The 24,284-nt window shown below is 43.1% G+C and carries 13 protein-coding genes; all 13 read right to left on the bottom strand.

The window, feature by feature from the left end:
* Nucleotides 1–151: 151 nt before the first annotated feature.
* The 13 genes from ACE38W_RS02665 to ACE38W_RS02605 all read right to left on the bottom strand — a co-directional run bounded on the left by ACE38W_RS02665 (nucleotide 152) and on the right by ACE38W_RS02605 (nucleotide 24,108).
* On the bottom strand, nucleotides 152–1,543 hold the full coding sequence (locus ACE38W_RS02665; RefSeq protein ID WP_375828681.1) for a sugar porter family MFS transporter: 1,392 nt from the start codon (nucleotides 1,541–1,543) through the stop codon (nucleotides 152–154).
* Between the two features lie 18 nt (nucleotides 1,544–1,561).
* Nucleotides 1,562–4,252: an ROK family protein gene (locus tag ACE38W_RS02660; protein ID WP_375828680.1), complete on the bottom strand. Its 2,691-nt coding sequence runs from the start codon at nucleotides 4,250–4,252 to the stop codon at nucleotides 1,562–1,564.
* Between the two features lie 171 nt (nucleotides 4,253–4,423).
* Entirely contained in the window at nucleotides 4,424–5,161 is a 738-nt protein-coding gene (locus ACE38W_RS02655; RefSeq protein ID WP_375828679.1) for a GntR family transcriptional regulator, read from the bottom strand.
* Between the two features lie 272 nt (nucleotides 5,162–5,433).
* On the bottom strand, nucleotides 5,434–7,752 hold the full coding sequence (locus ACE38W_RS02650) for a Gldg family protein (protein WP_375828678.1): 2,319 nt from the start codon (nucleotides 7,750–7,752) through the stop codon (nucleotides 5,434–5,436).
* Between the two features lie 18 nt (nucleotides 7,753–7,770).
* Nucleotides 7,771–8,700: an ABC transporter ATP-binding protein gene (locus ACE38W_RS02645; RefSeq protein ID WP_375828677.1), complete on the bottom strand. Its 930-nt coding sequence runs from the start codon at nucleotides 8,698–8,700 to the stop codon at nucleotides 7,771–7,773.
* A gap of 27 nt (nucleotides 8,701–8,727) precedes the next feature.
* Nucleotides 8,728–10,203: a RagB/SusD family nutrient uptake outer membrane protein gene (locus ACE38W_RS02640; RefSeq protein WP_375828676.1), complete on the bottom strand. Its 1,476-nt coding sequence runs from the start codon at nucleotides 10,201–10,203 to the stop codon at nucleotides 8,728–8,730.
* 24 nt (nucleotides 10,204–10,227) lie between these two features.
* Nucleotides 10,228–13,806 (bottom strand): SusC/RagA family TonB-linked outer membrane protein, encoded by a 3,579-nt coding sequence (locus ACE38W_RS02635; RefSeq protein ID WP_375828675.1) that lies wholly within the window; start codon nucleotides 13,804–13,806, stop codon nucleotides 10,228–10,230.
* Between the two features lie 237 nt (nucleotides 13,807–14,043).
* Entirely contained in the window at nucleotides 14,044–15,225 is a 1,182-nt protein-coding gene (locus tag ACE38W_RS02630; RefSeq protein WP_375828674.1) for a FecR family protein, read from the bottom strand.
* A 104-nt stretch (nucleotides 15,226–15,329) separates the two neighbouring features.
* Nucleotides 15,330–15,932, bottom strand: a complete 603-nt coding sequence (locus tag ACE38W_RS02625; protein WP_375828673.1) for an RNA polymerase sigma factor — start codon at nucleotides 15,930–15,932, stop codon at nucleotides 15,330–15,332.
* 203 nt (nucleotides 15,933–16,135) lie between these two features.
* Nucleotides 16,136–17,443: a DUF4302 domain-containing protein gene (locus ACE38W_RS02620; RefSeq protein ID WP_375828672.1), complete on the bottom strand. Its 1,308-nt coding sequence runs from the start codon at nucleotides 17,441–17,443 to the stop codon at nucleotides 16,136–16,138.
* Between the two features lie 36 nt (nucleotides 17,444–17,479).
* Complete coding sequence (locus ACE38W_RS02615) at nucleotides 17,480–18,874, bottom strand: substrate import-associated zinc metallohydrolase lipoprotein (protein ID WP_375828671.1); 1,395 nt, start codon at nucleotides 18,872–18,874, stop codon at nucleotides 17,480–17,482.
* Nucleotides 18,875–18,894: 20 nt separating this feature from the next.
* Complete coding sequence (locus tag ACE38W_RS02610) at nucleotides 18,895–20,373, bottom strand: RagB/SusD family nutrient uptake outer membrane protein (RefSeq protein WP_375828670.1); 1,479 nt, start codon at nucleotides 20,371–20,373, stop codon at nucleotides 18,895–18,897.
* An 18-nt stretch (nucleotides 20,374–20,391) separates the two neighbouring features.
* Nucleotides 20,392–24,108, bottom strand: a complete 3,717-nt coding sequence (locus ACE38W_RS02605) for a SusC/RagA family TonB-linked outer membrane protein (RefSeq protein WP_375828669.1) — start codon at nucleotides 24,106–24,108, stop codon at nucleotides 20,392–20,394.
* Between the last annotated feature and the right edge of the window lie 176 nt (nucleotides 24,109–24,284).

The following is a 24,284-nucleotide window of genomic DNA, read 5'->3' as shown; positions in this document are numbered from 1 at the left end:
ATTCATAAGGGAAAAATTCTTGAATATTGCGGCAGCAGCCAGGTGCTCCCCCAAAGAAACGAAAGCCTATCTCTATAAAGAGATAGGCTGCCTCGAATTAAGTGAAGCCTCAGCGGCGCCTCTTAAAATCGATTATTTTTCATTGTTAAAATCAGTCTTTCGAAAGCATTAATGTACTTATTTCTTCTAATGTCTTACCACTCGTTTCTGGTAGCTTTTTCCAGGATATCCAGAAAGCAAACATGCTGAATACAGCAAATCCCAGGAAGGAGACAGCCGCCCCTGCATATTGCAGACATAGCGGAAAAAACTGTCCTACCAGCCAGTTGGCAATCCACAAGCTCATGGTAGACACCGCGATAGCATTACTTCTTACAGCAGTAGGGAAAATCTCGTTAATAATAACCCAGGTCACCGGGCCAAATGAAAAAGCAAAACACGCAATAAAAATGACGATGGGTAACAATACCACCCATCCGTTTACGATGTTGAGTGCAAACAATAATGCAGTAGTTAACAGCGATACCACAGCACCGCCGATTCCCCACAGCAGCAAAGGCTTACGACCATATCTGTCAATAATATAAATCGCTACAAAAGTGAATAATGTATTTACAATACCAATGGTCACCTGTCCTCCCAGTGCCTGTCCTAGTTGCAAGCCTGCATGCTCCAGAATGGAAGGCCCATAGTAGATGATAGCATTGATACCACTGAACTGCGAAAGTGCTGCCAGTAATATGCCTATGAACAATGCCTTTTTAAGGCTGCCATTAAACCTGGCGCCTTGGTTATTCTTCGATTCATTCAAGGAAGTTGTTATTTCTTTCATTTCCCTATCTGCTTCTTCATTACCGGAAATCCTTGCCAGTATACGTTGCGCCTTATTAAACTGCGCGCGCAAGGCCAGCCACCGCGGACTTTCAGGAATAAAAACACTCATCAGCAAAAACAAAACAGCCGGAATAATACCCACCGCAAACATGCCCCTCCATACCTCACTATTAAACATCAGGTGTAACCAACCTGTGGATATCGCCTGGCTATCCGCACCTGATTGAATAAGCGAGTTCGAAAAATAAGCAGCCAATATACCAACTGTGATTGCCAACTGATAGAAAGTAACCATCTTGCCACGGAGCGATGCCGGCGCCAGCTCAGCAATATACATGGGACAAATCACAGAAGCCGCGCCAATGCCTGTGCCGCCAATGAGCCTGAATATGATGAGCCATGTGGCATCCGGCGTGAAAGTACATCCTGCCGCAGATATTGCAAACAAAATGGCAGATAGCAACATCACCTTCTTTCGTCCCAGCACATTCCCCAGCCATCCGCTGACGAATACGCCCGCAATACAGCCTAGCAAAGCAGAGCTTACAAACCAGCCTTCCATGAGGGCGTTCATATGGTACTGGCTTTTTACAAATGGAATTGCACCTGAAATAACAGCAGTATCAAAGCCAAATAAAAATCCTCCCAGTGTAGCCGTTAAAGTTATAAGCGTCAGGTATCGGGTATTAATAGCAGATTGTTTGTTCATGCTGATTATATTGAATAGTTAACAACATTCATCTTTTACATAAGCAGAAACCAGAAATGCCTTTTCTGTTCCTTTATTACGGACAGTGTAAGACGTCACCGCAGCAGGTACTACAAAGGTTTCCGCATATCGGAATACAGTAGATTTTTTATCAACAACAACTTCTATTTCGCTTCCTTCCACCAACATACAAATATGGCATTGCCCATTGGTCGCAATAGTTATATCACCAGAAAATTCATACCTGTCTACCGTATAGAAATGCTCCGGATGCGTTGGCAGTTGTAGCTTTCTTCCTTCATTCCATTCAGTTACGACCTGTGGGTGAGAGATTAGATTCGTAGGCACATAGTCGCCTTTCCGGTCGAAATAAAGGTTATTAAAGGCATGTTCAATGTTAATAGGGCGCGGCTTTCCGTCGAGGCCGGGTCTTAACCAATCATACATTTTAAACGTGAAGATGTAGGGTGTGCTGCTTATTTCCAGCACCAGATTGTTCTTACCCGAAGCATGTACCGTACCGTTAGGAATAAGGAACAGGTCATGTTTTTTAGCGTCAAACACCTGGATATAATCTGATACCGGAAGCGCTTTACCTTGCTCCTGTGCAGCTATCAGGGCCTGTTTAAATTCCGCAGGATTAATGTTCTCTGTGAAACCAAGATAGACCTGTGCATCAGGCTTGCAATCCATGATATAGTAGGTTTCATCCTGCGTAAAATTCTCACCGAAGTTTTCACGAATGTATGCTACTCTCGGATGACACTGTATGGAAAGGTTGCCTCCATCAAAGGTATCGAGGAAATCGAAACGGATAGGAAACTCAGTACCAAAGCGTTTTGCAGCTTTGCCCAATACTTTTTCATTATCCTGATACAGCAGGTAATCAAATGATATCTCTAACAGGTTATTATCAGACTCCAGTACGATCCCGTTTTCGGGTGTTATCAATTCAAAAGACCATGCATAGTTGACTTCTTGTTGTTGAAGGCCATCCAGGTGTTGTTTCATCCAGTTGCCTCCCCATATGCCAGCCTCAAACCATGGTCTGGCACGGAATGGCTGTGCTACAACGGCATGAAGTGCATTTCTGAAATCCTCACCGCTCATCCAGGAAATATGATGAATACGCTGTTCATCAACAATGGCAGCCATCTTATGTAAGAGCTGTGCTTTATGCATATTCAGCACCGGCCAGTCTACAAAATAAAATCGTTTATACGTTTGGGTTAGTGGGTAGCGAGCTCCAGTACCAAGATTGGTAATACTGCCAGCCCTCATACGATACTGGATTTCGTTTTTGGGAACATCCAGGTATATGATTGGCGCATCCCATCCACTAAGAGCGGCACCGCTGCCATATACGATATTGATATCTGCATTCCCGTCAGGTTGTAGCAGATGTAGTTTTTCCTGGTCAAAGAAATCAACAAGGGCGCCGGTGAATTTCTTTCCAAATACAGGATCCTCTCCATTCAGTGATGCATTTACCATCAGGTCTACAGCCGCTTCAGATTTCAGACAAGATTCAATATCATACCAGAAAGCACGTACTCCCTGGCTTAGGAGAGCTGCATTCAGTTGCTGACGAAAAGGTTCCCAGAGTACGCCCCCATATCCATCAATGACCAGATTTTTGTGTGTACGGATATACGCTGCCAGCGTGTCAAAACCTGTATGCACCTGCCCTTCCGCCAATTGAAAAGCGGGGAACATATCATAACCAGGAACAGCAGTTTTATTAATCGGTAAAAGCGGTTGGTTGGTTTTTCTGTAAGATGTAATATCTGCTGATAGTTGTAAGTTGATTGATTCCATTTGTCCAAAGTATTTATGATAACCATTATCCTCAGCCATTATGGCCGCGCCATTGATTATCATCTGTTCAGTATCATCTGTAAAAATTATTTCCGTAGTACAATTATTGTCATTGAAATATTGTTGAAGTTGCCCGGCAAAGAGATGATTAGCCCTGGCAATACTGCCACCAATCACTAATACAGCACATTCAAATTTTTTCAGCCATGGTATAATAAATGCAGACAAATTATCTGCAAATCTTTCAAAAATGATGACGGCTTCTGTATTATGTTCCTCCACCAACTGCTTTACAGACGAAATATGACTACTGGTAAGCATTTCATACTCCTGTAAAAACCAACGTGTAGAAAAATAATCATCTGCAATGCTGGCTTTAAATGGCTGATCATAGAATGCTGCATTAGCAGGAATAGACGGATGATGATGCAATAACTGGTCTTGCTCAAAAAAGGCAGATCCAAAGCCTGTTCCCAATGTCAGGAAGATACTGCGAGGCGATGTGCGCTGCAAACTGTTGTAGCAGCCTATGGCAAAGCAATGTGCATCGTTGGCAAAATGAAAGGCTATTTTATTATCGAATGATGCCTGCAATGCTGCCTTCATATGCAAGCCGAAGGTTTTCTCAAACTTGCTGCCTACCCCACTGATAGTGCTTACCCCTTTGGGATAATTGAACGGCCCTGGAAAGGCTATCCCTACAGTGGATACACGACTTTCTTTTTCCAGCAGGCATGCAACAGCAGCCTGGATATCCGAGCAGATTTTAAATGCAGCGTCATTGCTATTGAGAGATGTCCGCTCCACATACAGCTGCCTGTCATTTTCCAGCAAAGCCGCTGTGATATGGCTTCCTCCAACATCAAGGCCTATCTTAAACTGATCTTTCATTTATGTAATGGTGAATATTGGCAGTATAAAAATTTCATAACGTGGAATTCAATAATGTCATACTGTGGAATCTATATTTCTTCTATTGCAGCATCATTAAGGGCAAAAAAATCCCCGGCTCCTGCCAGTACTTATTTTCCGGCGGAGCATCTTCTATTGCACTAAAGCTGTTTACGGACGCTTGATCTCTATACTATAGGTAAAGCAATCACTCCGATACCAGCAGATATTGAATTCGATGGGTTTCTTTCCGGCGTCCAGCACTACCCTTCTTCTTTCCAGTACCGGTGTGCCTTTCGCTATCTTCAGCAGCCCTGCAATTTTTTCACTGGCAGCAATGGCCCTTATTTCCTCCTGGGAGTAAACAGGCACTGTATTAAACTCATTGTCAAGCAATTCGTACAGCGGCTGTTCATAGTTCTCTTTTCCCGTAAGGCCTATTCGCGGATGAAAAAAGGATTCGAAACATACCATTGGCTTCCGGCCTGTGCTGCGGATACGCTCCAGGCAAACTACTGTAGTGCCAGGCGTTATTTGAAGACTTCTGGCTACTTCCTGACTAGCTTTTACTGTACCTACTTCGTGCTGAAGTGTTTTGAAAGGAATGCCTTTATCTTCCATTTCATGTGTAAAGCTATACCAGTTGCTTAAGTCGGTCTTGATCTTGTTCTTTTTCACCAGGGTCCCAGACCTTTTCTTCCGCTCCAGCAAGCCATCTTTCACCATAGAGCCAATGGCCATGCGGAGGGTATTGCGGGAAATGCCCCAACGTTTGGCCAGGTCCATTTCTTTCGGGAACAAGTCGCCTTCCTTAAAGTAATTCTCTTTGATCAATCGGCGCAATTGGTCTTCCGCCTGCTGATGCAGTGGAATTTTGCTTTCATGATCTAACAAAGGAATTTTGTTCATATGTGCGAACATATTATTTTTTTCAGATTCCAGGAAATAAAAATTTGGATCGGTGAGATATAGGAAAATAGTACTTGTATAGATAGCTATTGGGGCATGCTCCGTTTTTTAAAGCGCATTTGTATTAAGATATTAGCTTTGGCGCTATGGTAAAGGTTATAGACGAAAAAAGGCGACCATAAGGCCGCCTTCTTCCGTCTATAACTATACAGGGATCTCACCATATCATCTGCCCCCGCCACAGCATCCACCGGTAAAAAGTACCATTATTCTTACCTTCTTTTGCGTATTATCAATATAGCAGCTCCGAGGGCCAGCAACAATCCTGGCAATACCCACAGCAAAAAGATCTTCTCTACTTCCAGACCTTTAGGTGTTATGTTGATTTTTTTGTCTTTACCTTCTGGAAGAATGGTATAGATAGGAAACTCACCATAGCTTAACCAACTGAATAGTGATTTACTAAAATAGAAGTTGGCCATAAACTTATTTCCATGTATAGCCATCACTTCGATGTTGGAGATGAAGTCTGCATCACCTGTTACAATGATGCGTTGTTCTTTACCATGGACTTTTCGGCTAAGACTCAGCGCCAGTGGGACCGCTTTTCTATCATCGCCGTTGGCGGCAGAAAAAACGATCTGACCAGAATCTGTCACCAGCTTGTCCTTCTTAATCCAGCTCTGGGTATCATCAGAGATTAGCAGCGGTTTTACGGTAAAGCCACTGTTGCTATCCCATGTAAGGCCAGTAGCACCAGGCATGGATACAGGCAAACTGTCTTTATGGGCTTTGTCTACTTCTTGCGTAAATGCCGCAGATGTGCTGGTGAGATAAGTTAGTGCCAGGTCAGGGGCCTTGTCTTTACCAGGTTGTACTAGGATACCATCCATCAGTTGTACCCCCAGGGTTTGCAGCAAGGGATTGAGCACTGCTTGCTTTCCAGGCTCACCGGCTATCAGTATGTTGCCACCGTTCTCAATGTACTTTCTGAGTTTTGCCAAGACAGTATCAGGGAAGGCTGCCTTAGGATCAGCCACCACCAGGGCAGTAATATCTGTCGGGATATCGGATGTTTGCGCATTCACGGTATCCACATCAAACCCTTGGTTTATCAGGGCATGTCTAAAAGTGGGCTCATTGCTCAGCTTCTTGTATTCTCTGTCTGCTGCATTATGAATGCTGCGTTCCAGTTCTCCTGTCAGGAAAGCGATCTTGGGAAACTTGGACTGCTGCAGACGTTTAAAAGCAGCAGCTATCTCCGATTCACCCGGAAAAAATTCCATATCATTAAAGACACGAAGGAAGGTGGTTTTGTTCTTATAGCGCAGTTGCATAACAAAGCGACTGAGCTCTGGCTTCAGGTCTATCATTTTCCGGATCTCATCCGGTGATTTAAAAATTTCAAAATCCACATTTTGCGCCTTGGCTTTTTGTTGCGCTATTTCCTTCAGCGTTTTTCCTTTGTAGTATTTAAGGTCGTCCCGGCTATCATCATAGGTGCTGTCATAATAGTTTACAAAGTTGAAATTGATGTCTGTCTTGAACCTTAAATAGGTTCCCCATTTCCCCATAAATCCGTTCCGGGCTTGAGGCAGGCCTATATAACAATTCCTGTTTAACAGATTGTTATAAACAGTTATATCAAGAGGACCATCATTAAATGCCTTCGTAATTTCCTGCAACCTTGGCCTTAGGGTATTGGTTTTACGAGCAGTGGCATCATAATAACCGATAAAACGGGGCCGTGAACTGATATATCCTATCACCAGCACTAGTACGAACACTATCACATATCGTGCACCTTTCACGATAGGCGGCTTGGACTCCATACCACCTTTCAGTTTGAGGTAAGTAAAAGCCAGGAACATGGCCGTAACCAATACAAAGTAAAGAATGGTGCTCGTAGAGATCAGCCCTCCCAGCAAAGTGTGGGCACGTCCTGACAGCGCAAGGAAGTAGGTAAGGTCCCTTACGAAATTAATATTCTGCCAAAGAGTACCAACATAACTCAATGCGGCAATCATTACAAAAGTACTGATGGCGGCTACTACCTGATAAATAGAGAGGCAGGACATGAAAAGGCCGATGGCGGCATAAGTACACAGCAACAGATAAAAGCCCAGGGTTGCAGAAAGCAGGAGACCTACATCTACTGACTGGATATTGTAGGCGCCAGCCACCATAAATATGGCGGCAATACTTACCATTATCAGGCTATATACCATGGTGGCCGCATACTTCCCGAGAACAATCTGCCATACCTTTACAGGTGAGGAATAAAGCAAGCGCATGGTACCACTGCTGGTTTCCCGGCTGATAAGCCCCATTGTCAGCAATGGAATGTAGAGATACAGCTTGTCCATCACTGAATTGAAAAAGCCATCCTGGCTGAGAAATATTCTATTGGTGAGATCCGCGATGTAACTTGCAGATAAGCCACCAGCTTCCTGATAATTGAGGTAGCGCTCCAGCAGGCCCATGTATGCCAGGGCACTCTGTACGAGGAACGCAATCATCAGGAACCAAACTATCGGCGAATAGAAAAGTGTGCGTAGTTCGGTCTTTGCAATTTTTATAATCGTTTTCATTTATGACTGATCGGAGAATTAAGATTGAGAGGATTTGATGGACAATTGTTTGAAGATGGTATCCAGTGCGGTTTTATCGAAGGAGATCTCACGCAGGCGCCAACCATTATGCACAGCGGCGGCAGTAAGCCTTTCGGCTATTTCCTGGTCGCAGTCGAAATGTACGCGTAGCAGCTTTTCTGTGAGGAAATCCACCTTGGTCACACCAGCTACCTGCAGCAGTGCTGCCTCAGCCGGGGCGTTTTCCAGGTGTATAACCACACTGCGTGGTTCTACGTAATTATTAAAAGCGTCCATGGTATCAGCAAAAACAATCTTGCCACCCTCAATCATCCTGATGTCTTTACAGAGCATTTGTACCTCTGTGAGAATATGTGATGAAAAGATCACGAGGCAATCTTTCGCGATATCTTTGATCAGTGCTCTTACTTCCAGGATCTGGTTAGGATCCAGGCCATTGGTAGGCTCGTCCAACACTACCAAATGGGGACGATGAATAATAGCCTGAGCGATGCCCACGCGCTGCCGGTAACCTCCGGAGAGGTTACGCAGCAGGCGGTTACTGAAATGAGTTATACTGCAACGCTCCTTTACTTCCTCCAATGCTTTTTGCACCTTATCCTTTGGCATTTGCCGCAAGCCGGCACAATAGGTCAAATACTCGTCTACCGTCAACTCCAGGTGAAGCGGCGCCTGCTGCGGCAGAAAGCCTACTTCTCTTTTGGCCATTTGCGGCTGTTCTCTCATATTGAATCCATTGATGTACACCTGTCCTTCGGTTTGGTTAAGCGTACCACAGAGGATATTCATGGTGGTGGATTTTCCCGCGCCGTTTGAACCTAATAGTCCAACTATTCCTGTATTGTTGAACTCCATGTTGATATCACGGATCGCCCAGGACGCGGAATATTTATGAGAGAGATGCTCAATTTTTACGATGCTGTTCATTTTGCTTTCTTCTATTGTTGCTATTATTTATGGATTGTTTGGCATGCCTGCGTTGTATTGCATGAAATTGTACGGGAGCTGCAGCACCAGGCGGTCTGGCTGGCGCAGTGTATATGAAACAGTACTGCCGTCCTTATTATACAGTGTATGCGTAAACGTTATTCCTGTAAAAAGGGGGTCCACAGAAAGGCGGCGCATATCAAACCAGCGATAACCTTCCATTGCAAATTCACGGATACGTTCTTCAATGATGAATTTGATCAATGCTACCTGATCCCCTGCTACTGTGGCAGGAACTGTTGCATCTACTACAGGCATACGATGGGCACGCAGTGTTTGCACATCTTCAACTGCCCCTGACAGGTCATTGAGTCGCGCTTTACATTCGGCACGTAACAAGTATAATTCTGATAATTCCAGCCCATATCTGCTGTACATCACACCATATTTTCTCAGGCGTCCACCAGCATTGAGGGAACCATCAGGATTCTTGTTGGTATAGAGGAGCAAGCGTAGATCTGAAGCTCCATACAGGGCTGCTGTTTGAGGTGTCAGTACCAATCCGTTGTTTCCATAAAAATTCCCGTTAAATCCAGCATTATAAAAGACCTTGAATAGTATAGATTCTGTCATGTCGATATAACTATTGCCAGGTCCTTTGGTTGGACCGTAATTGTTGCTGATAGGCAGGAACGCGCCACCCGGCGCCATGGTCTGGTTATAATCATACAATTGTGCACCACCGGTTCCCAAGTCATTGAAGGCTGCATTCAGTAATGGTAACGCATCATTATAACGCCCCATAAAAAGGTATATCTTTCCTAACATTCCTTCTACTGCCGCTTTAGACATACGGGTACGAATAACTGGTACTACCGGCAGGTCGGGCAGGGCTTCTGTAAGATCTTTAATGATAAAATCATACATCTCCTGCACAGTACCTCTTTTAAACACGGTAGCTGTGATATCCGCCTGAGTAATAATTGGAAAGCCCAGATCTGTACCTGCGGTAGCAGCCTGATATGGTTTTGCATAAAGATTAATGAGCTGGAAATTACCCCAGGCACGGGTTGCACGGGCTTCGGCACGGATGCTTCTTTTTTGTGCATCTGTTCCTTCACTGGAATTCATCACCTCATTAATAATCTTGTTCAACGAATACATATTAGTAACAATACTACCCAGCAACAATGGTTGGCGCTGATATGGATCATTCGGGAAATAGATCACATCCTGCCACTGGAAAAGCCTGACCATGTGTTGGGAAACAGTACTGAACAGCCCATCTTCTGCGGCCAGATCATCTTCCATTAATGCAACTTCCTGCCATCCTCCTGCAAAACGCGAATCATAGAAACCAGGACTGTTCATCAGTTTATCATAATCGGATGTAGTAGATGCCACCTGATTACCCAACGGCACTACTTCCAGAAAACTTTTTTTACAAGAGGTGAAAGCTACCGGAGTTGTGATGCAGATCAGGAGATATAGTAATTTCTTCATAATGCTGTGTTGTTTAAAATCAGATTAAAGTGTTACTCTTAACCCCAGGCTATAACTATGTTTAGACACCGGATAAAAGTAACTTCCATTAAGCGGGTCTGAATTGAATTCCGGATCAATGCCGTAATGATTCGCTTTCCAAACCATAAAGTTGCTGGCCTGTGCAAATACACTGGCACGTTGTACTCTTAAAGCTTTTAATAAAGACGGCTGCAGGTCGTAAGACAGCGTAATATCCCGGAGTTTTATATAGGAAGCATTTACTACATTTATATCTGCATAGTTAAAGTAGTCCATGTTTCTGCGGGTATAATCAATTGACGGATTAGAAACATAGGAAGGCACGTTGGTAAATGCTTCATCACCTGGTTTTTTCCAGCGGTCAAGAAAATCTGTTCTGAGATTACCACCGAAGTATGCACGGTTGGCAAGACGACCGGAGCTTGTATAGTTTACTACCCTACGCATCACATGGCCAAGGTTGTAGATGAGATTTGCAGACAGGGAGATTCCTTTATAACTGAAAGTATTGGTAAGTCCTCCACTGAATTTAGGTTGTGAAACACCTTTATATACCAGGTCGTCGCCTGTTGCGATATTGGGATTTTTGGTTATCTTATTATTGGCCAGTTTTATTTGAGGATCACCCAAGCTGTCGAGACCAGCATAATTGTAGGCGAACACCGCACCGAGCGGATAACCAGCCACCTTCGCAGATCCAATTTTAGAACTGGTTGTGTTGTATATCGGTGAATTTACGCCCCAAGACAGCAGTTTATTCTGGTTATATCCGAATACCCAACGGGTAGTCCACCTAAAATTATCAGTGCTGATATTCTGTGAAGTCACCGTGATCTCTATCCCTTTGTTGTTTGCCTTTCCGAGATTACCAGCGATTTGTGAGAATCCGGTAAATGGATTTGCAGGGATATAACTGAGTAGGTCAACTGTAGTCTTACTATATCCTTCAATACTACCATTGATGCGATTGTTGAACAACGCAAAGTCGATTCCCACGTTGATAACTTTCACACTTTCCCAGGAAAGTCTTTTATTAGCCGCGGTTCTGATGCTCATAGCGTCTCCGGCTATACTACCGCTGAACGTTTGAGGATTAGCGCTCAGTACATCATACAACGTTGCCGCACCTACGTAAGGGGAATTTCCCAGAATTCCGTATGTACTTCTCAGTGCAAGCGCGTCAATCCATTTGATCCCTGACATGAAGGACTCCTTATCTAATCTCCATTTGCCACCCAGACTCCATACTGGTTTGTTCTGGGAAGACACATCACTACCGAAAAGGCTACTCTGGTCTTGTCTCCAACTCATATCAGCACTGTACTTCTGGTTAAAGGAGTAGCTTGCCAAAGCAAAGTAGGAATTGAAACGGGTGACAGTTCTGGAAACCTGGTAGAAACTGCCGCCCAGATAGCCAGTACCAGTTATAGTGCCAGGTATTCCTTTGGACATGGTAAGATAGTCCAGCACCGGATAGGAACCTAAGTCCCGGTTATATCCATATATGTTAACACTGGAGTTTTGCGCATATTGTTCCTGCGCTTCCTGTCCTGCCTGCAGGGTAAGTGCATCTTTTCCCTGGCGTGGTTTGGCCTCATACACCAGCTGGTTACGCACCATCCAGTTATGTTGGTCGTTGGTGCTGGTGTTATAAGTGCCACCTGTTATCGGGAAATAATAAATAGGTGTGGAAGCTGCTGTAGGTGCTACGGTAAGGCTCAACTGCATTTTTCGTACGTTGAGGGTTTTGCCGTCGGAATAAGTATCATAGGTACCAGGGGTTTTCTGATAGCCGTAAACACCCTCAAAACGAAGTCCTTTCCAGAGTTTCACGCCCACTCTGGCATTTACACTTGCACTCAGATTGGTCTGTTTATTCTGTTGGTTGTTGAGGTCTTCCAGTGGGTAATAGTCCAGGTTTATACGGCTGCGTGCCTGGTAATCCTGCCGAATGGAATCTCCATAACCTGTCATATAAGGCATGTTGATGTTTTTACCATTTGCGTCCTGAAACTGCTGATACGGCAGGACATCATTAGTGATGCTCAATATGCCCTTGCTGGTAGTGACGGTATTATTCAGTGCTGTGTTCAATGTAATGGTAACACGTTGGCCGGCATTGAAATTCTGAGTGAGATTCAGCCTGTAGCTGTTGCTCTCCTGGCCTCTATTGATGCCCTGTGCATTTACATAACCCAGGGAAAGGTAATAGGAATAAATATTGGTACCACCGGAGGCAGATATGGTATGACTGGTAGTGACAGCAGGCTGGGTGGTAAGACTGATCATCTGAGATCTACCATCGATGTTGGCAAGGCTATCCAGACTTTTGTTAGCTTGTTCTGCGGAAATCAGTCCCCGATACTGGTTGTAAAGGATCATATCATGGGGGGCTACATAACCATTGGCGACACTGGCCCATGGATAGCGCACCGGATCAAATACTTCCCGGGCTGCCTGAATATATTGTTTGCTGTTAAGCATAGGATCATGGGCCCATTCCGGCTTGCTTTGAACAGTTACAGAACCATTGTAATCAATGTTCATGCGCTGGTTCTTTTTACCTTGGCGGGTAGTGATAACCACTACGCCATTAGCAGCACGGGCACCGTAGATGGCCGCTGCCGCCGCATCTTTAAGCACCGTGATATCTTCTATATCATCCTGGTTCACGGCACTGAAATCAGTGGAAACAATACCATTTATTACGTATAAAGGCTCCACATCCAGCATTACGCTGCCATTTCCCCGGATCAGGCTTTTCCTTGATGTAATACCATTTGAATTACCTTTGGACTTTACACTAAGGAGACTGTTATTCACGGTCATACCAGCCACCTGTCCATCCAATCGGCCAATAATATCCGTTACGTCCCTGCTGCCTACCCGGTTCTTGAAAACCTCCATATCCGGTTTAGCAAAAGAACCCGTAGCCCTTTCCTTGCTCAGCTGCTGGTAACCGGTATTGTATACGACGGTTACAGCCGATAATTGCGACAACTGTTGTTTCAGCGTCACGCTCATCTGTTCTCCCAATTTTACAGCAACCGTACGTGTTTCATAACTGATACTTCGGAATATCAGGCTATCGCTTTTCTCCGCAGGTAATACGAAAAAGCCCTTTTCATTTGTAGGCATAACGCGTTTGTCGCGCTTTGTCATAACTGTAATACCAGGCAATGGGTTTCCCTGTTCATCAGTTACAATACCAATAACACGAGGCAATTCCTGCTGTACTTGCTCTTGCGTAGGTGAACTGTTCTTCACTGCTTTTTTTCTGATGAATACTGTCTTGCCCTGGATGACGTATTCCAACGGCAATTTCTCCAGTATAATACTCAGCGCCTTCTCCAATGGCATGTCCTTTAACTGTACGGCAACAGGATCTATCCCGGCCAATGCTTCATTGGAATAAAAGAACTTGTAGCCCGTCTGCATTGAAATGTCAGCAAACAATTTCGCAGGCAATGCCTTTCCCGAATAGTTGACATGCTGTGCCTGCACGGCTACACACAGGTGCAGTAATAATCCCAGCACCAGCATGTTACGGACTTTAATAGTTGGTTGGTTTTTGATTCTCATACGCTCTTTTTGCCGCAGTTGCGCGAGGATAGGGACATTGTAACCCTTAATTTGCATACTTTTGCGTTTCTTGAGTTTAGTAAATGAGTAGAGGTAAATACTGCTTCATGGTAAACTTTATGACAAGCCGGGGGCAGGACGCCAATCACTGGCACCCGGTTTTTTCATTTTGTCCACATAAAATATTTTCAGGATTCCCCTTACTGTTTGATTTTGGCTATTATTATGGCATTTTTATTATGGTTGTATGATCAGCTTATTTCCATTCTCAAATGTATAGTGCAGCTCATTCGACCCTAATCCCTGCAATACCTGCAAGAGTGTTAGTGATCTTTCTATTTCCCCGGTAAAAGTGGCCTTAGGCATCTCTCCTCTGAACTCTACTTCTATATTATACCAACGTGACAGTTGGCGCATTACTGTTTTTATATCCGCATTCTCAAACCAGAAAAGACCATTTTTCCAAGCCATCACTGCATTTATGTTTGCTGTTGATACAGACGTATTTCCATTTGACGTTATTGCCGCTGTCTTTCCTGGTGTTAATAAACAGCTTTCTCTTTTTGTTTCTATTTTTATCGCTCCCGATATCAATGTAGCTTTTATAGCTTTCTCTTCCGGGTATGCATTAACGTTAAAAGAGGTTCCCAGTACACGTATGGCGGTGTTATTCACGCTTACTGTAAATGGCTGATGTGCATTTGACGCCACCTCAAAATAGGCTTCACCAGTGACTTCTACACTTCTTTCCTTGCCGGTAAAGGCTGTCGGATAACGGATAGAACTGGCGGCATTCAGCCAAACTTTTGTGCCGTCTGCCAATACGAGACGAAACTGTCCCTGGTTTGGAGTACTCAACTGATTATAACTGACTTCTGTAGCTGCTCCTTTTATTTCATATTGCAGACTGCCATTCTGCTGATGCAAAGCTGCTGCTCCCTGTTGAATAATCTGATTTCCGGTACTATCAAGTGCCACCTGTGATCCATCAGCCAGGGTAAGCACCGCCTTACTGTAACCTGACTGAATATCAGGAATCATTGCAATTGCATTACGGGCATTTCCCTGCTTGTGATTAAAAAAATAATAACCGGTCATCACCAGCAAACCTGCAAGTACTGCTGCTGCCCATACCCAACGACGTATATAATTGGATTCAGCCACATTAGGCGGCATCTGATGCAATATCCCCGACTTTTGGCGCCCCGCCTGCAACACCAGCGCTAACTCACTGGAGATGAGCTCCTGATCTAACTTTTCCGCTATTCCGGCATCCTCATTCATCAATGGATTCAAAAGTTCCTGCCAATCATGTTCACTGCCATCTCCTGCAAAAGCAAGTAATTCTTCCTGCTCAGCAGCAGAGAGTTGGCCTGACTTATATTGTTCCAGTAAATAACTAAAACGGGATGCGTCCATAATTCGGTGTTCAGTAATTAAAGTGGCGTGGAAAAAACAAACGTACTAATCATCGCCAAAAAAAATTTCTGGCCAGAGGATCATTACGCTTATAAATCATCAATTTATTTAAAAATTATCCAGCAAAGCAACACCCAGGGCAAGGGATAACCTGCCTGCGCCAAATGTTCCCGGATCTGCTTCAAAGCGGTTACCAGCGTGTTTTTTACTGTATTTACAGAGAGAGATAGATGTGCTGCAATTTCTGAAGGCTTCATTCCTTCTTCCCGGCTCAACTGGTAAATGCGCCTGCGTTGTTCGGGCATTCTCAATACGGCATACCGTACCAACCCGGCTAATTCAGCCACAGTAGTAGGATCAGTCTTTGTCAGCGGCTGTCCATCCGACAGACCATCCTGATATATTGTATTCTCACAGCGTTTTATCACCAGGTTCTTACGTAATACTGCCCTACATTGCCGCGTCGCAATCCGAAGGAGCCATCCCCGCATGTTCTGCACATCCAGTAATAGCTCACGCTGCAACCAAATCTGTAGAAATGTTTCCTGTAGCGCTTCACGCACATCTTCATCATTCAAGGAAAACCGGTGTACTAACGAAAATAACTGGGGGTAATAATAGGTGAAAAACTCGCCAAATGCCTGCTCATTGCCAGCTGCTATTTGCTCGACAAGCACTTTCTCATTATGGATATAGTTGGTGGACAATGCTGCTAGTTGACTTTGGATGGGGCTAAATTTAGTAAAAATAATTTGTCGTCCAAATAATTACGATTTCATTGCCATAGTCGACCTGGTACTATACCTGCAACATATCCAGTCATTCAACAACAGGGGAAACCTTTTACAGTAAAAGGTTTCCCCTGCTTATATATTTTACACCTTCATTGCCTAAACAGGCATTTAAAAATTTAATATAATTGGAAGGTCATGATAGTAGCTCCATTTTTACTGGTAATTTTTCCATACATATTGCCGCTATCAAAATAATAATCTAAAGAAAATTCATTGTTCTGTAAGAATGTATCCAATAAACTTACGTTATAGGTGGCATAACCTGGAGCCAATACAATCTTGTTACTAAGTTTATATAATCCTGTTGTTGGGTTAAAGTCATAGTCATAACGGAACCTGGTGGCATATATAGCATTTCCTTTGAATAACAACCCTTCCATTATAATCTTCTTATTAGCAACATCCCATACCAGATTGATCTCGCTCTTGTCGTAAGAGTTCGGATAAGCCAGTACAAGTAGGCTCAATTGCTTCAGGATAGTGGTTCCCGCAGGATTTGTGCCCGGCAGGTTAGCTAAAAATGGAAGATTCAATCCCATATAGCTGCGACCTATCATTTGATTCAATGGAAGCAACGCTACCTCCGAACTACGAACTTCTATCTTTTCGCCACTCATTGTTTGTATAAAAAGCTTATTGCCTTCCAGCAATATCCGTGTAACGGATGTATTCCCAATCTGCAAGCCATTGGATAATTCAAGACCATTGATAGAAAAAGAAAAATTCCCTGAGGAAAGTTTGATTTCATTATTTACCACACTCATTATTCCCACACTTCTGGCACCAGTATTAGGTATAATCTGATAAGTAACGCCGCCATAGTCGAAAAGTGAAACCTTGTTAGTTGCAAAAACATTCTTTACCGTATTAATATTTGCCCGATAACCTCCGCTTAAATAAGCATCCTGTTCCTGTTTGTTTGCTTTTACCAAAATCATGCTGGTCCTAAATTTGCGACCTACCAGGAACATCGAATCAGGGGTGGTCCGAACAAACTCAAATTCATTGTCTCCTTTAAATCCTTGCCCTACAACACCTCCACTCACAGCAGGATTTGGATCACTTAACAAATGAATGTAATTATACGTCTCAAAGGAAAGGATCGGTGCGTTTACCAATTTAACCCTGTATGCAGATACCTGCACCACAGCGCTACTGGTATCATTAACATCTGACACCATGCCAACCCGGTCCTTATTTCCTCCAAAATCGAATGACATATAAAATCCGAAATTACCTTTCAAGCCAGTGGTATTGGTAACTTTCCAACCATACTGTGCTTGCGTGAGCATCTGCAGGTATTGTTGTTGCTGCGCGCTCATACGCTCATCAGGCGTTTTATCAAAAACAAGATCTACATCTGAGCGGCTACAACCTGTAACCAAAACAGAGATGACAAAAATGAGTTTATATAAATTCTTCATAATCTCATGTATTAATTTGATTAATCGTTATTCATCCTACTTTCTCAATTTCACCAACTGAAAGTTGAGATAACTACTCCTGTCGCCGGCCTTATAAAAGCCACCTGTGTTGAAAAAAGTTTCATCGCGGCGGGAGATATCCGGTTTATTCACCGACCAGTCTACCTTGAAATTTGAACCTGTCAGATAACTGGAGATATTGGCCATGAAAGATGCCATGAAATAATTGGCATTAGTATAGTTTACGCCAGTTCCCTGAGTAGCTTTTACAATGCTGATAGTATGATTAACCGGATCCTGTGTGTAAGTGAAGTTATAATCCGCGTAGATGACTGGGGCCGTACCGGACCTGAAAGGCACACTCACTATCAAAGTTCCGGTGGTAGCATTAGTAGGCGTAAATATATACGTCAAATCCTGCACAACATATTTAGCAGATGGGCTGTATGCGTATACTGCTGCTTTAAAATTATCTACGGCAGTTTTTACGTCCGCAGAAACGGTGGCGGTATTATAGCTTAGTTTTGGATCAAATAATCCCTGGTTGAAAAACCAATATTCAAAAGCCTGAAAACTTTTATCATTGAATTGATTATACATCGCAAAAGCAACTTCTCTTTGTAATTTTCTGAAATCAACATCAAATTGATCTCTGAAATAGTTTACAACAGCCGTTTCCTTTTTCTTCAATATGTCATATCCTGATTTGGGTATCTTACCGGCTTTATTATCAAACCACAGCTGTCCATATGCCAATAAAAAACCTGCGGTTTCTGCAAAATCCTCCATCACATTGGCTCTTGCATAACGGGAAACAAATCCCAACGAATCGTTATCCTTATCCGGATAGAGCGTAGTATTACGCCAGGATTCTGTATAGTCAGCCCTGGAAATATTTTCAAACTCCAGTGGCAATCGTTGAATCTGCGACAAGGTATGTGTGAATTCATGGTGTAAGGTCTTCAGCCTTGGACGCACCGCTTCCGGGTCATTGACATTGACAGCGTTCACCTCGTAGAGCGTAATATTTCTACCACCACTGGCAGTAGCTAATACGCGTGATCCATCAGACTGAACAGAAAATGATCCAAATAAAACCCATTCTTTGGGAACATTTTTTTTCACGAAGGTGTTGCCTCCTGCAATTTGATAGGGCTGTACAAATCCATTCAGCACCATTCCCATCTGTTCTTTTACTTTGCTTTCCAGCGGTGGCACCAGGTTTTCATCAATTGATCCTTTGTATCGATCAAAACGATAAACAACTTCTATGTTATATGGATCTGTAAAATTTTTAGTTAACCAATTATCAAGTTCGGTAGGTGTATAATCTAAATTCTTATTGAATTCGAAATCCACCTTCTCTTTTTTCCTACAGCCGGAAGCACCCAGCACTAAAAGGAAAGAAAGTATGATACAAAATATTTTCATAGCCAAATTTTAAATGTGATCTATCTGGGATTCTTTGTTAATCCTGAAAGCGCTGCACTTGCAGGTATTTGAAAAACACGGCGTAAATCATTCTTCTTTAACACGTCATATGTTGTATCCCAATTACTATCTAACAACCGGTGTGAAATCTCTATTCCGAGACGATTAATATCCAACCAACGAATCCCTTCATGTGCAAAAGCCTTTTGTTTAAAGTCCATTACAGTATTCATCAGGCCTGATTTAATATCTGTAGTGTTGTAGAAACTCAAGATTTTTTCCTCGGTGATTTTATGCAATGTCACATCGTAACCATCAATCCTCACTTCCGCAAAGTCATTCAGATCTTGTAGTGCCGATGCATAATCACCTGTATTGATATAGGCTTCCGCCCTGTTCATCAGCGCCTCATCCGCCGAAAACAGGCATTGAATAGTGTAATAGGTCCAGTCAGTGGTATATGCGTTTGCTCTATAGGAATAAGAGGGGTATTTTCCTAATTGCAGTTTATCCGGATTTCCGCCAAGGCGCGTATAATATTGGTAAAATTGTTTTCCGGCAACAGTATTCCCACTGATTATTTTCTCTGTGGACAATCCTGCACCATAACGACAACTCGCCGCGATGTTACTGAAATTGGAATAGACATTTGCCAGCATCAGGTTGAAATTCTGCTGACTGCTTGCAAATAAAGAAGGTGAATTACTACCAGCCGCCTTCAGCGCTCCGGCTATGGGCCTGATATTCTGTTTAAAATTGTTTTCAGGGAAAATAGCACTTGCATATTTAATAACTTTATCATACTCTCCCTTGAAAAGGTAAAACCGTGCAGCAAAAGCATTGGCCGCCCGCTCGTTGAAATGGAATTTAGGTGACTTATAGGTGATTCCTTTAATAAGGTTCATACCTTCCAGTAAATCCTTTTCAATATGCTCATACACAGAAGCCACCGTTCCCCTTTCATAATTTTTGAACGCTGTATTTTCCGGAACAGTGAGATACGGTATCCCTGGAGATGAGTTATCACCATTGATCTGATAAGGTTTCGAAAACAATGACACCAGCATATGATGCGCATAAGCCCTTGCCAACAAAGCCTCACCTTTGTATTGCTGCCCTTTTGTGCCAAAATTATTATCATCAACGGCTTCAATAGCATGATTGGCTGCTGCGATAGCTCTATACATATCTAACCAGTAAGTATTGGGAGAATAGCTATCAGACACTTGTGCGACTTCTTTCCACAGATAGCTGTCGCGGGCAACATCATTAAGTGAGAAATCACCAGGTCCTTTATCTACGCTATTGTCTGAAGCCATTTCTGCAAACAGGAAGTAATCAGCTGATGGGTAGGCCGTCACTAATAACTCCCCTACTTTGTCAGGAGTGTCTAATTCCGTACGCATATCCGGATTGACTTCAAAATACTTCTTACAGCTTCCCAGCAATAATGTAAGCAGTGATAAACTGATAATATTGTATATATTTTTCTTCTTCATTTTATTCAATGCTTTTAATTAGAAACCAGCTTTCAAAGAGAAGGTAAATTGTCTTGGTACCGGCAATGCTACTCCTCCGCTGCCAAAAAATTCCGGGTCCGCGCCATTCAGTTTCTTATCGGCATAGAGTAGCAATATGTTGTTACCCACCAGGGCTAAATCGAGATTTTTCATTTTTAACCAGGCAGCATAAGCCTTTGGCAGGCTATAACCCAGCGTAACATTTTTTAAGCGGATAAAATCACCTTTGGCCACCCGTTGATCTGAAGAATTATAGGCACTATAAGCATAACTGGGGTCGCTGGGCATGTGAGCCTGGGCCACCAATGGATCTACAATAGTCGGAATGTTCGTACGTTTTTCATCCCCTGGCACCATCCATCGGTTTAACCACTCTTTAGACATCCCGATATCATCACTCAGCACCGAAGTGAATACAGGGGCAAGACGTACGTAGTTGCCCATACTGAAGGTAAACAGGAAGGAAAGGGATAAATTTTTATAAGCCAGCTGGTTATAGAAACCACCTGTCAGTGTTGGATCTACCGGACCATGATATTTCAGGTACTGCACATTAGTGCTCTGAAAATCTACCTTCATGGCATTTCTTTCACCAGACTCGGAAACGAAGGTTGGATATCCATAATTGGGATTCAGTCCATCAAACTGTACAGAAAACAATCCTCTTTGGGCATAACCTTCTAATGGGCCTCCTTCTGCTCTTACTAAATTTGCCAGTGTAGGGTTAATCACCAATTTGGTAATCTTATTTTTGTTATAAGCAAAATTGAAAGAACTGCGCCACCTGATATTTTTTGATTGAACAGGATTTCCTGCGATGGTAAATTCAAAGCCTTTACCAGACATAGTTGCGTAATTGGCGATTTTCTGCACCTGACCACCAATTCCGGAGGTGGTAACGGGTCCGATCAAATCAAAAATATCTCGTTTATAAAAGTCCAATGTAACATTGACTCTATTGTTGAAGAAGGCCAGGTCCGATCCGACATTTGCTTCATACAATTTCTCCCATGTCAGGTCTGCATTTTCAAGTGCCGAAATATTGACATATTGCTCTTTATCTGTTTCTATGGGTCGATATGTAATACCATTATTATAAAGCACTGACTTATTGCGGGCGTTACCCAAGTTCGCAACAAGGCCATAGGTACCTCTTACTCTTGCACCGCTGAGGAACTTCCCTTCTGCATTAAAGAATTTCTCCTGGTCGATATCCCATGCAGCGGAAACGTTCCATGTTGGCAGCCATCCCAGGCTTTTCCCTTTGGCTTTGGTTTTACCAAGCATATTTGATCGGTCGAATCTGGTCGTAACATTGAAGCTATACTTATCAGCAAAAGCATAAGCGCCACGGGCCATCATTGCAGCAAATCGATCTTTAGAATACCCCATACCATAATAAGGCAGGTTTTGATATTGCGCATCCTGGAAGTATCTGTAATCTGGATGCACTAACCCTGAATTGCTGTACTGGTAACCGATACCGTCAAAATTATCATACTGTCTGTCAGTAGAGCGCACTTCCATAGATCCAAAAACATTTACCCTATGTTTTCCTCTAAACTGCGCATCATACTCTAGGTTATGCCGGAAGTAATAACTCACCAGGTTATCGGTGTTGACATTATAGAAACCTCCGTCAGGTAAAACAACGACAGGCAGCGAACCTGGGACATTGGGATCTTTAAACAGGAAGGGGTTATTTTCCATGATGTATGGATCACTGTTAAAAGCCTTGTATGCACCCACCATATTTGAGTTTTCCATTACATAATGCTTTCTGAAGGTAGTAGCATAACGATAAGATCCGTCTGCAGAATAGGTAAAGTGTGAGGTAATCTTATACTTGAATCCTGCCTGCACTTTCAATTCATTCAATCCGAGGTCGATGTAATTATTCTTCAGCTCATTTAAGATATTGAAAGGAGCAAAATTCTTTCTGAAGTATTCCAGATTACCATCTTTATCATAGGGAGTCATCAACCGGCTTGTATTCATTGCATAGGAGAACGGGTTGATATCAAAATCTCTGGTAAAGCCGCCTGTATTAGGATTAGTCCCTCTCGTGAGGGTACCTGGCGTACGTTGGTCCCTGATAGAACCATTAAACAACAGTTCACCACTAAACCTGTCGCTTAATTTAAAGTTGGTTCTCAAATTCGCTGTATACCTTTTCACCCTATCCCCTACTGTTTGTCCTCCATCATTCATGAAACTGGTAGATGCATAGGTTTGTGATTTAGCGTTTCCTGATGAGTAACTCAGCGAGTGTTCCTGTAACAGGGAATTTTTGAATAATACATCAAACCAATCAGTATTGGCATCAGCATATCGTTTCAAAAATTTTTGTTTGGAAGCCGGATCGTTTCTTAAAGCAAATGAATCTGCAACAGGGTCATAGTCATACATCAGATCATACATCTTATTAAAAATGCCTCCATCTTTGGAGTTCTTGGAAGCACTATGACCGAAAGATCCTTTACGCTCCATTTCCAGAAGAACCGCCATCTGCTCTGCGGAATTCATCATATTGAATTGCTCATACCTTGGCTTCAGATAGGTGGATAGTGTAGAACTATAATTTATTTGAGGAGCACCGTTAGTTTGCCTTCCTTTTTTGGTGGTAACAACAATTACCCCATTCATGGCACGCGCACCATACATAGCTGTAGCTGCTGCGTCTTTGAGGATATTAAAAGATTCGATGTCATCAGGATTCAAGCCTGCCACAGATGATCCGATCAAGGTGTTAGGATCTCCGGTAGATAAGGCCTCATTGGAAATATTCACGATATCTTCCAGGATGATTCCATCAATTACCCAGAGTGGTTTGTTATCGCCGGAAATCGAGGTGGCTCCCCGCACCCGGATTTTGGGAGCAGCGCCAAATGTGCCGGAAACATTCTGTACAGATACCCCGGCAACCTGTCCTTCCAGCATACGCGATACGTCAGGAACTCCGGCACGTGCAATATCTTTTGCATCTACTTTGGTGGCTGCGCCAGTAAACAACTTCCGGTTAATATTTTGATACCCTGTCACCACAACGCCATCCAGCTTCGTTTCCATATCCTGCAACACAATATTCAGCGATGTATTCGTGGGAGTGATCTTTATTTCTCTGGATTCAAATCCTACCATGGAACAAACCAGGAAACCATTATGGTATTTACTTTTCAGCACAAAACGTCCGTCTTTATCTGTACTGGTACCTGTAGTAGTACCTTTAACAACGATGGATACACCTGGCAGTGGAATGCCATTCGCGCCCACAACCCGTCCTGTAATATTTAGGAGTGTATCACCGGGGAGTTCTGACTTCTCATTGAATGGAGGTGGGTTCGATACGGGTTTCGGAGAAACCAGAATACTTTGTCCATCTATTGCGTACTGAAAAGGTTGATCTTTAAAAACCTCATTCAGGAAGGCTTTCAAAGGCATTGCCAACGCAGAAATTGTCACTGGTTTTGAGGCTTTCAAGACAGGACCACTATATAAAAAGACGAAACCTGTCTGTTTTTCAACAGAGGAGAAAACTGATTTCAATGATGCCTTATCGCCGGAAAAAGAAATGCTCTGTGATTTACCAGTAGCATAAACATTTAGAAAAGCAACAGTTAAGAATACGATCGTTAGTTTCATTACTAACAGGATTTTGGTGACATGGCGGTTTCTTGCACGGGCAAACCACCTACAATAAGCAATTTTTTGCATACTTTTGCAATGTTTGGTTGACGAAAAATTGTCCCAGCCGGACTGTTTTTATGGCACCAGACGCCAGGCCAGTGATGTTCGTAGCATCATTGGCCTTTTGTTTTGGTAGTATTATGTTGTGTTTAAAATAAAAGCTGTCCTCATCCGCAATATTTTGCAGATGGAAAATGCAATTA

The organism is Chitinophaga sp. Hz27, assembly GCF_042263525.1.
Taxonomy (GTDB): Bacteria; Bacteroidota; Bacteroidia; order Chitinophagales; family Chitinophagaceae; genus Chitinophaga.
This window is presented reverse-complemented; position numbering and strand designations above follow the sequence as displayed.

Bases quoted from the DNA above. Each gene is read 5' to 3' on its own strand.
- ACE38W_RS02665 (WP_375828681.1), bottom strand. From the start codon at position 1,543: ATGAACAAACAATCTGCTATTAATACCCGATACCTGACGCTTATAACT.
- ACE38W_RS02660 (WP_375828680.1), bottom strand. From the start codon at position 4,252: ATGAAAGATCAGTTTAAGATAGGCCTTGATGTTGGAGGAAGCCATATC.
- ACE38W_RS02655 (WP_375828679.1), bottom strand. From the start codon at position 5,161: ATGAACAAAATTCCTTTGTTAGATCATGAAAGCAAAATTCCACTGCAT.
- ACE38W_RS02650 (WP_375828678.1), bottom strand. From the start codon at position 7,752: ATGAAAACGATTATAAAAATTGCAAAGACCGAACTACGCACACTTTTC.
- ACE38W_RS02645 (WP_375828677.1), bottom strand. From the start codon at position 8,700: ATGAACAGCATCGTAAAAATTGAGCATCTCTCTCATAAATATTCCGCG.
- ACE38W_RS02640 (WP_375828676.1), bottom strand. From the start codon at position 10,203: ATGAAGAAATTACTATATCTCCTGATCTGCATCACAACTCCGGTAGCT.
- ACE38W_RS02635 (WP_375828675.1), bottom strand. From the start codon at position 13,806: ATGAGAATCAAAAACCAACCAACTATTAAAGTCCGTAACATGCTGGTG.
- ACE38W_RS02630 (WP_375828674.1), bottom strand. From the start codon at position 15,225: ATGGACGCATCCCGTTTTAGTTATTTACTGGAACAATATAAGTCAGGC.
- ACE38W_RS02620 (WP_375828672.1), bottom strand. From the start codon at position 17,443: ATGAAGAATTTATATAAACTCATTTTTGTCATCTCTGTTTTGGTTACA.
- ACE38W_RS02615 (WP_375828671.1), bottom strand. From the start codon at position 18,874: ATGAAAATATTTTGTATCATACTTTCTTTCCTTTTAGTGCTGGGTGCT.
- ACE38W_RS02610 (WP_375828670.1), bottom strand. From the start codon at position 20,373: ATGAAGAAGAAAAATATATACAATATTATCAGTTTATCACTGCTTACA.
- ACE38W_RS02605 (WP_375828669.1), bottom strand. From the start codon at position 24,108: ATGCAAAAAATTGCTTATTGTAGGTGGTTTGCCCGTGCAAGAAACCGC.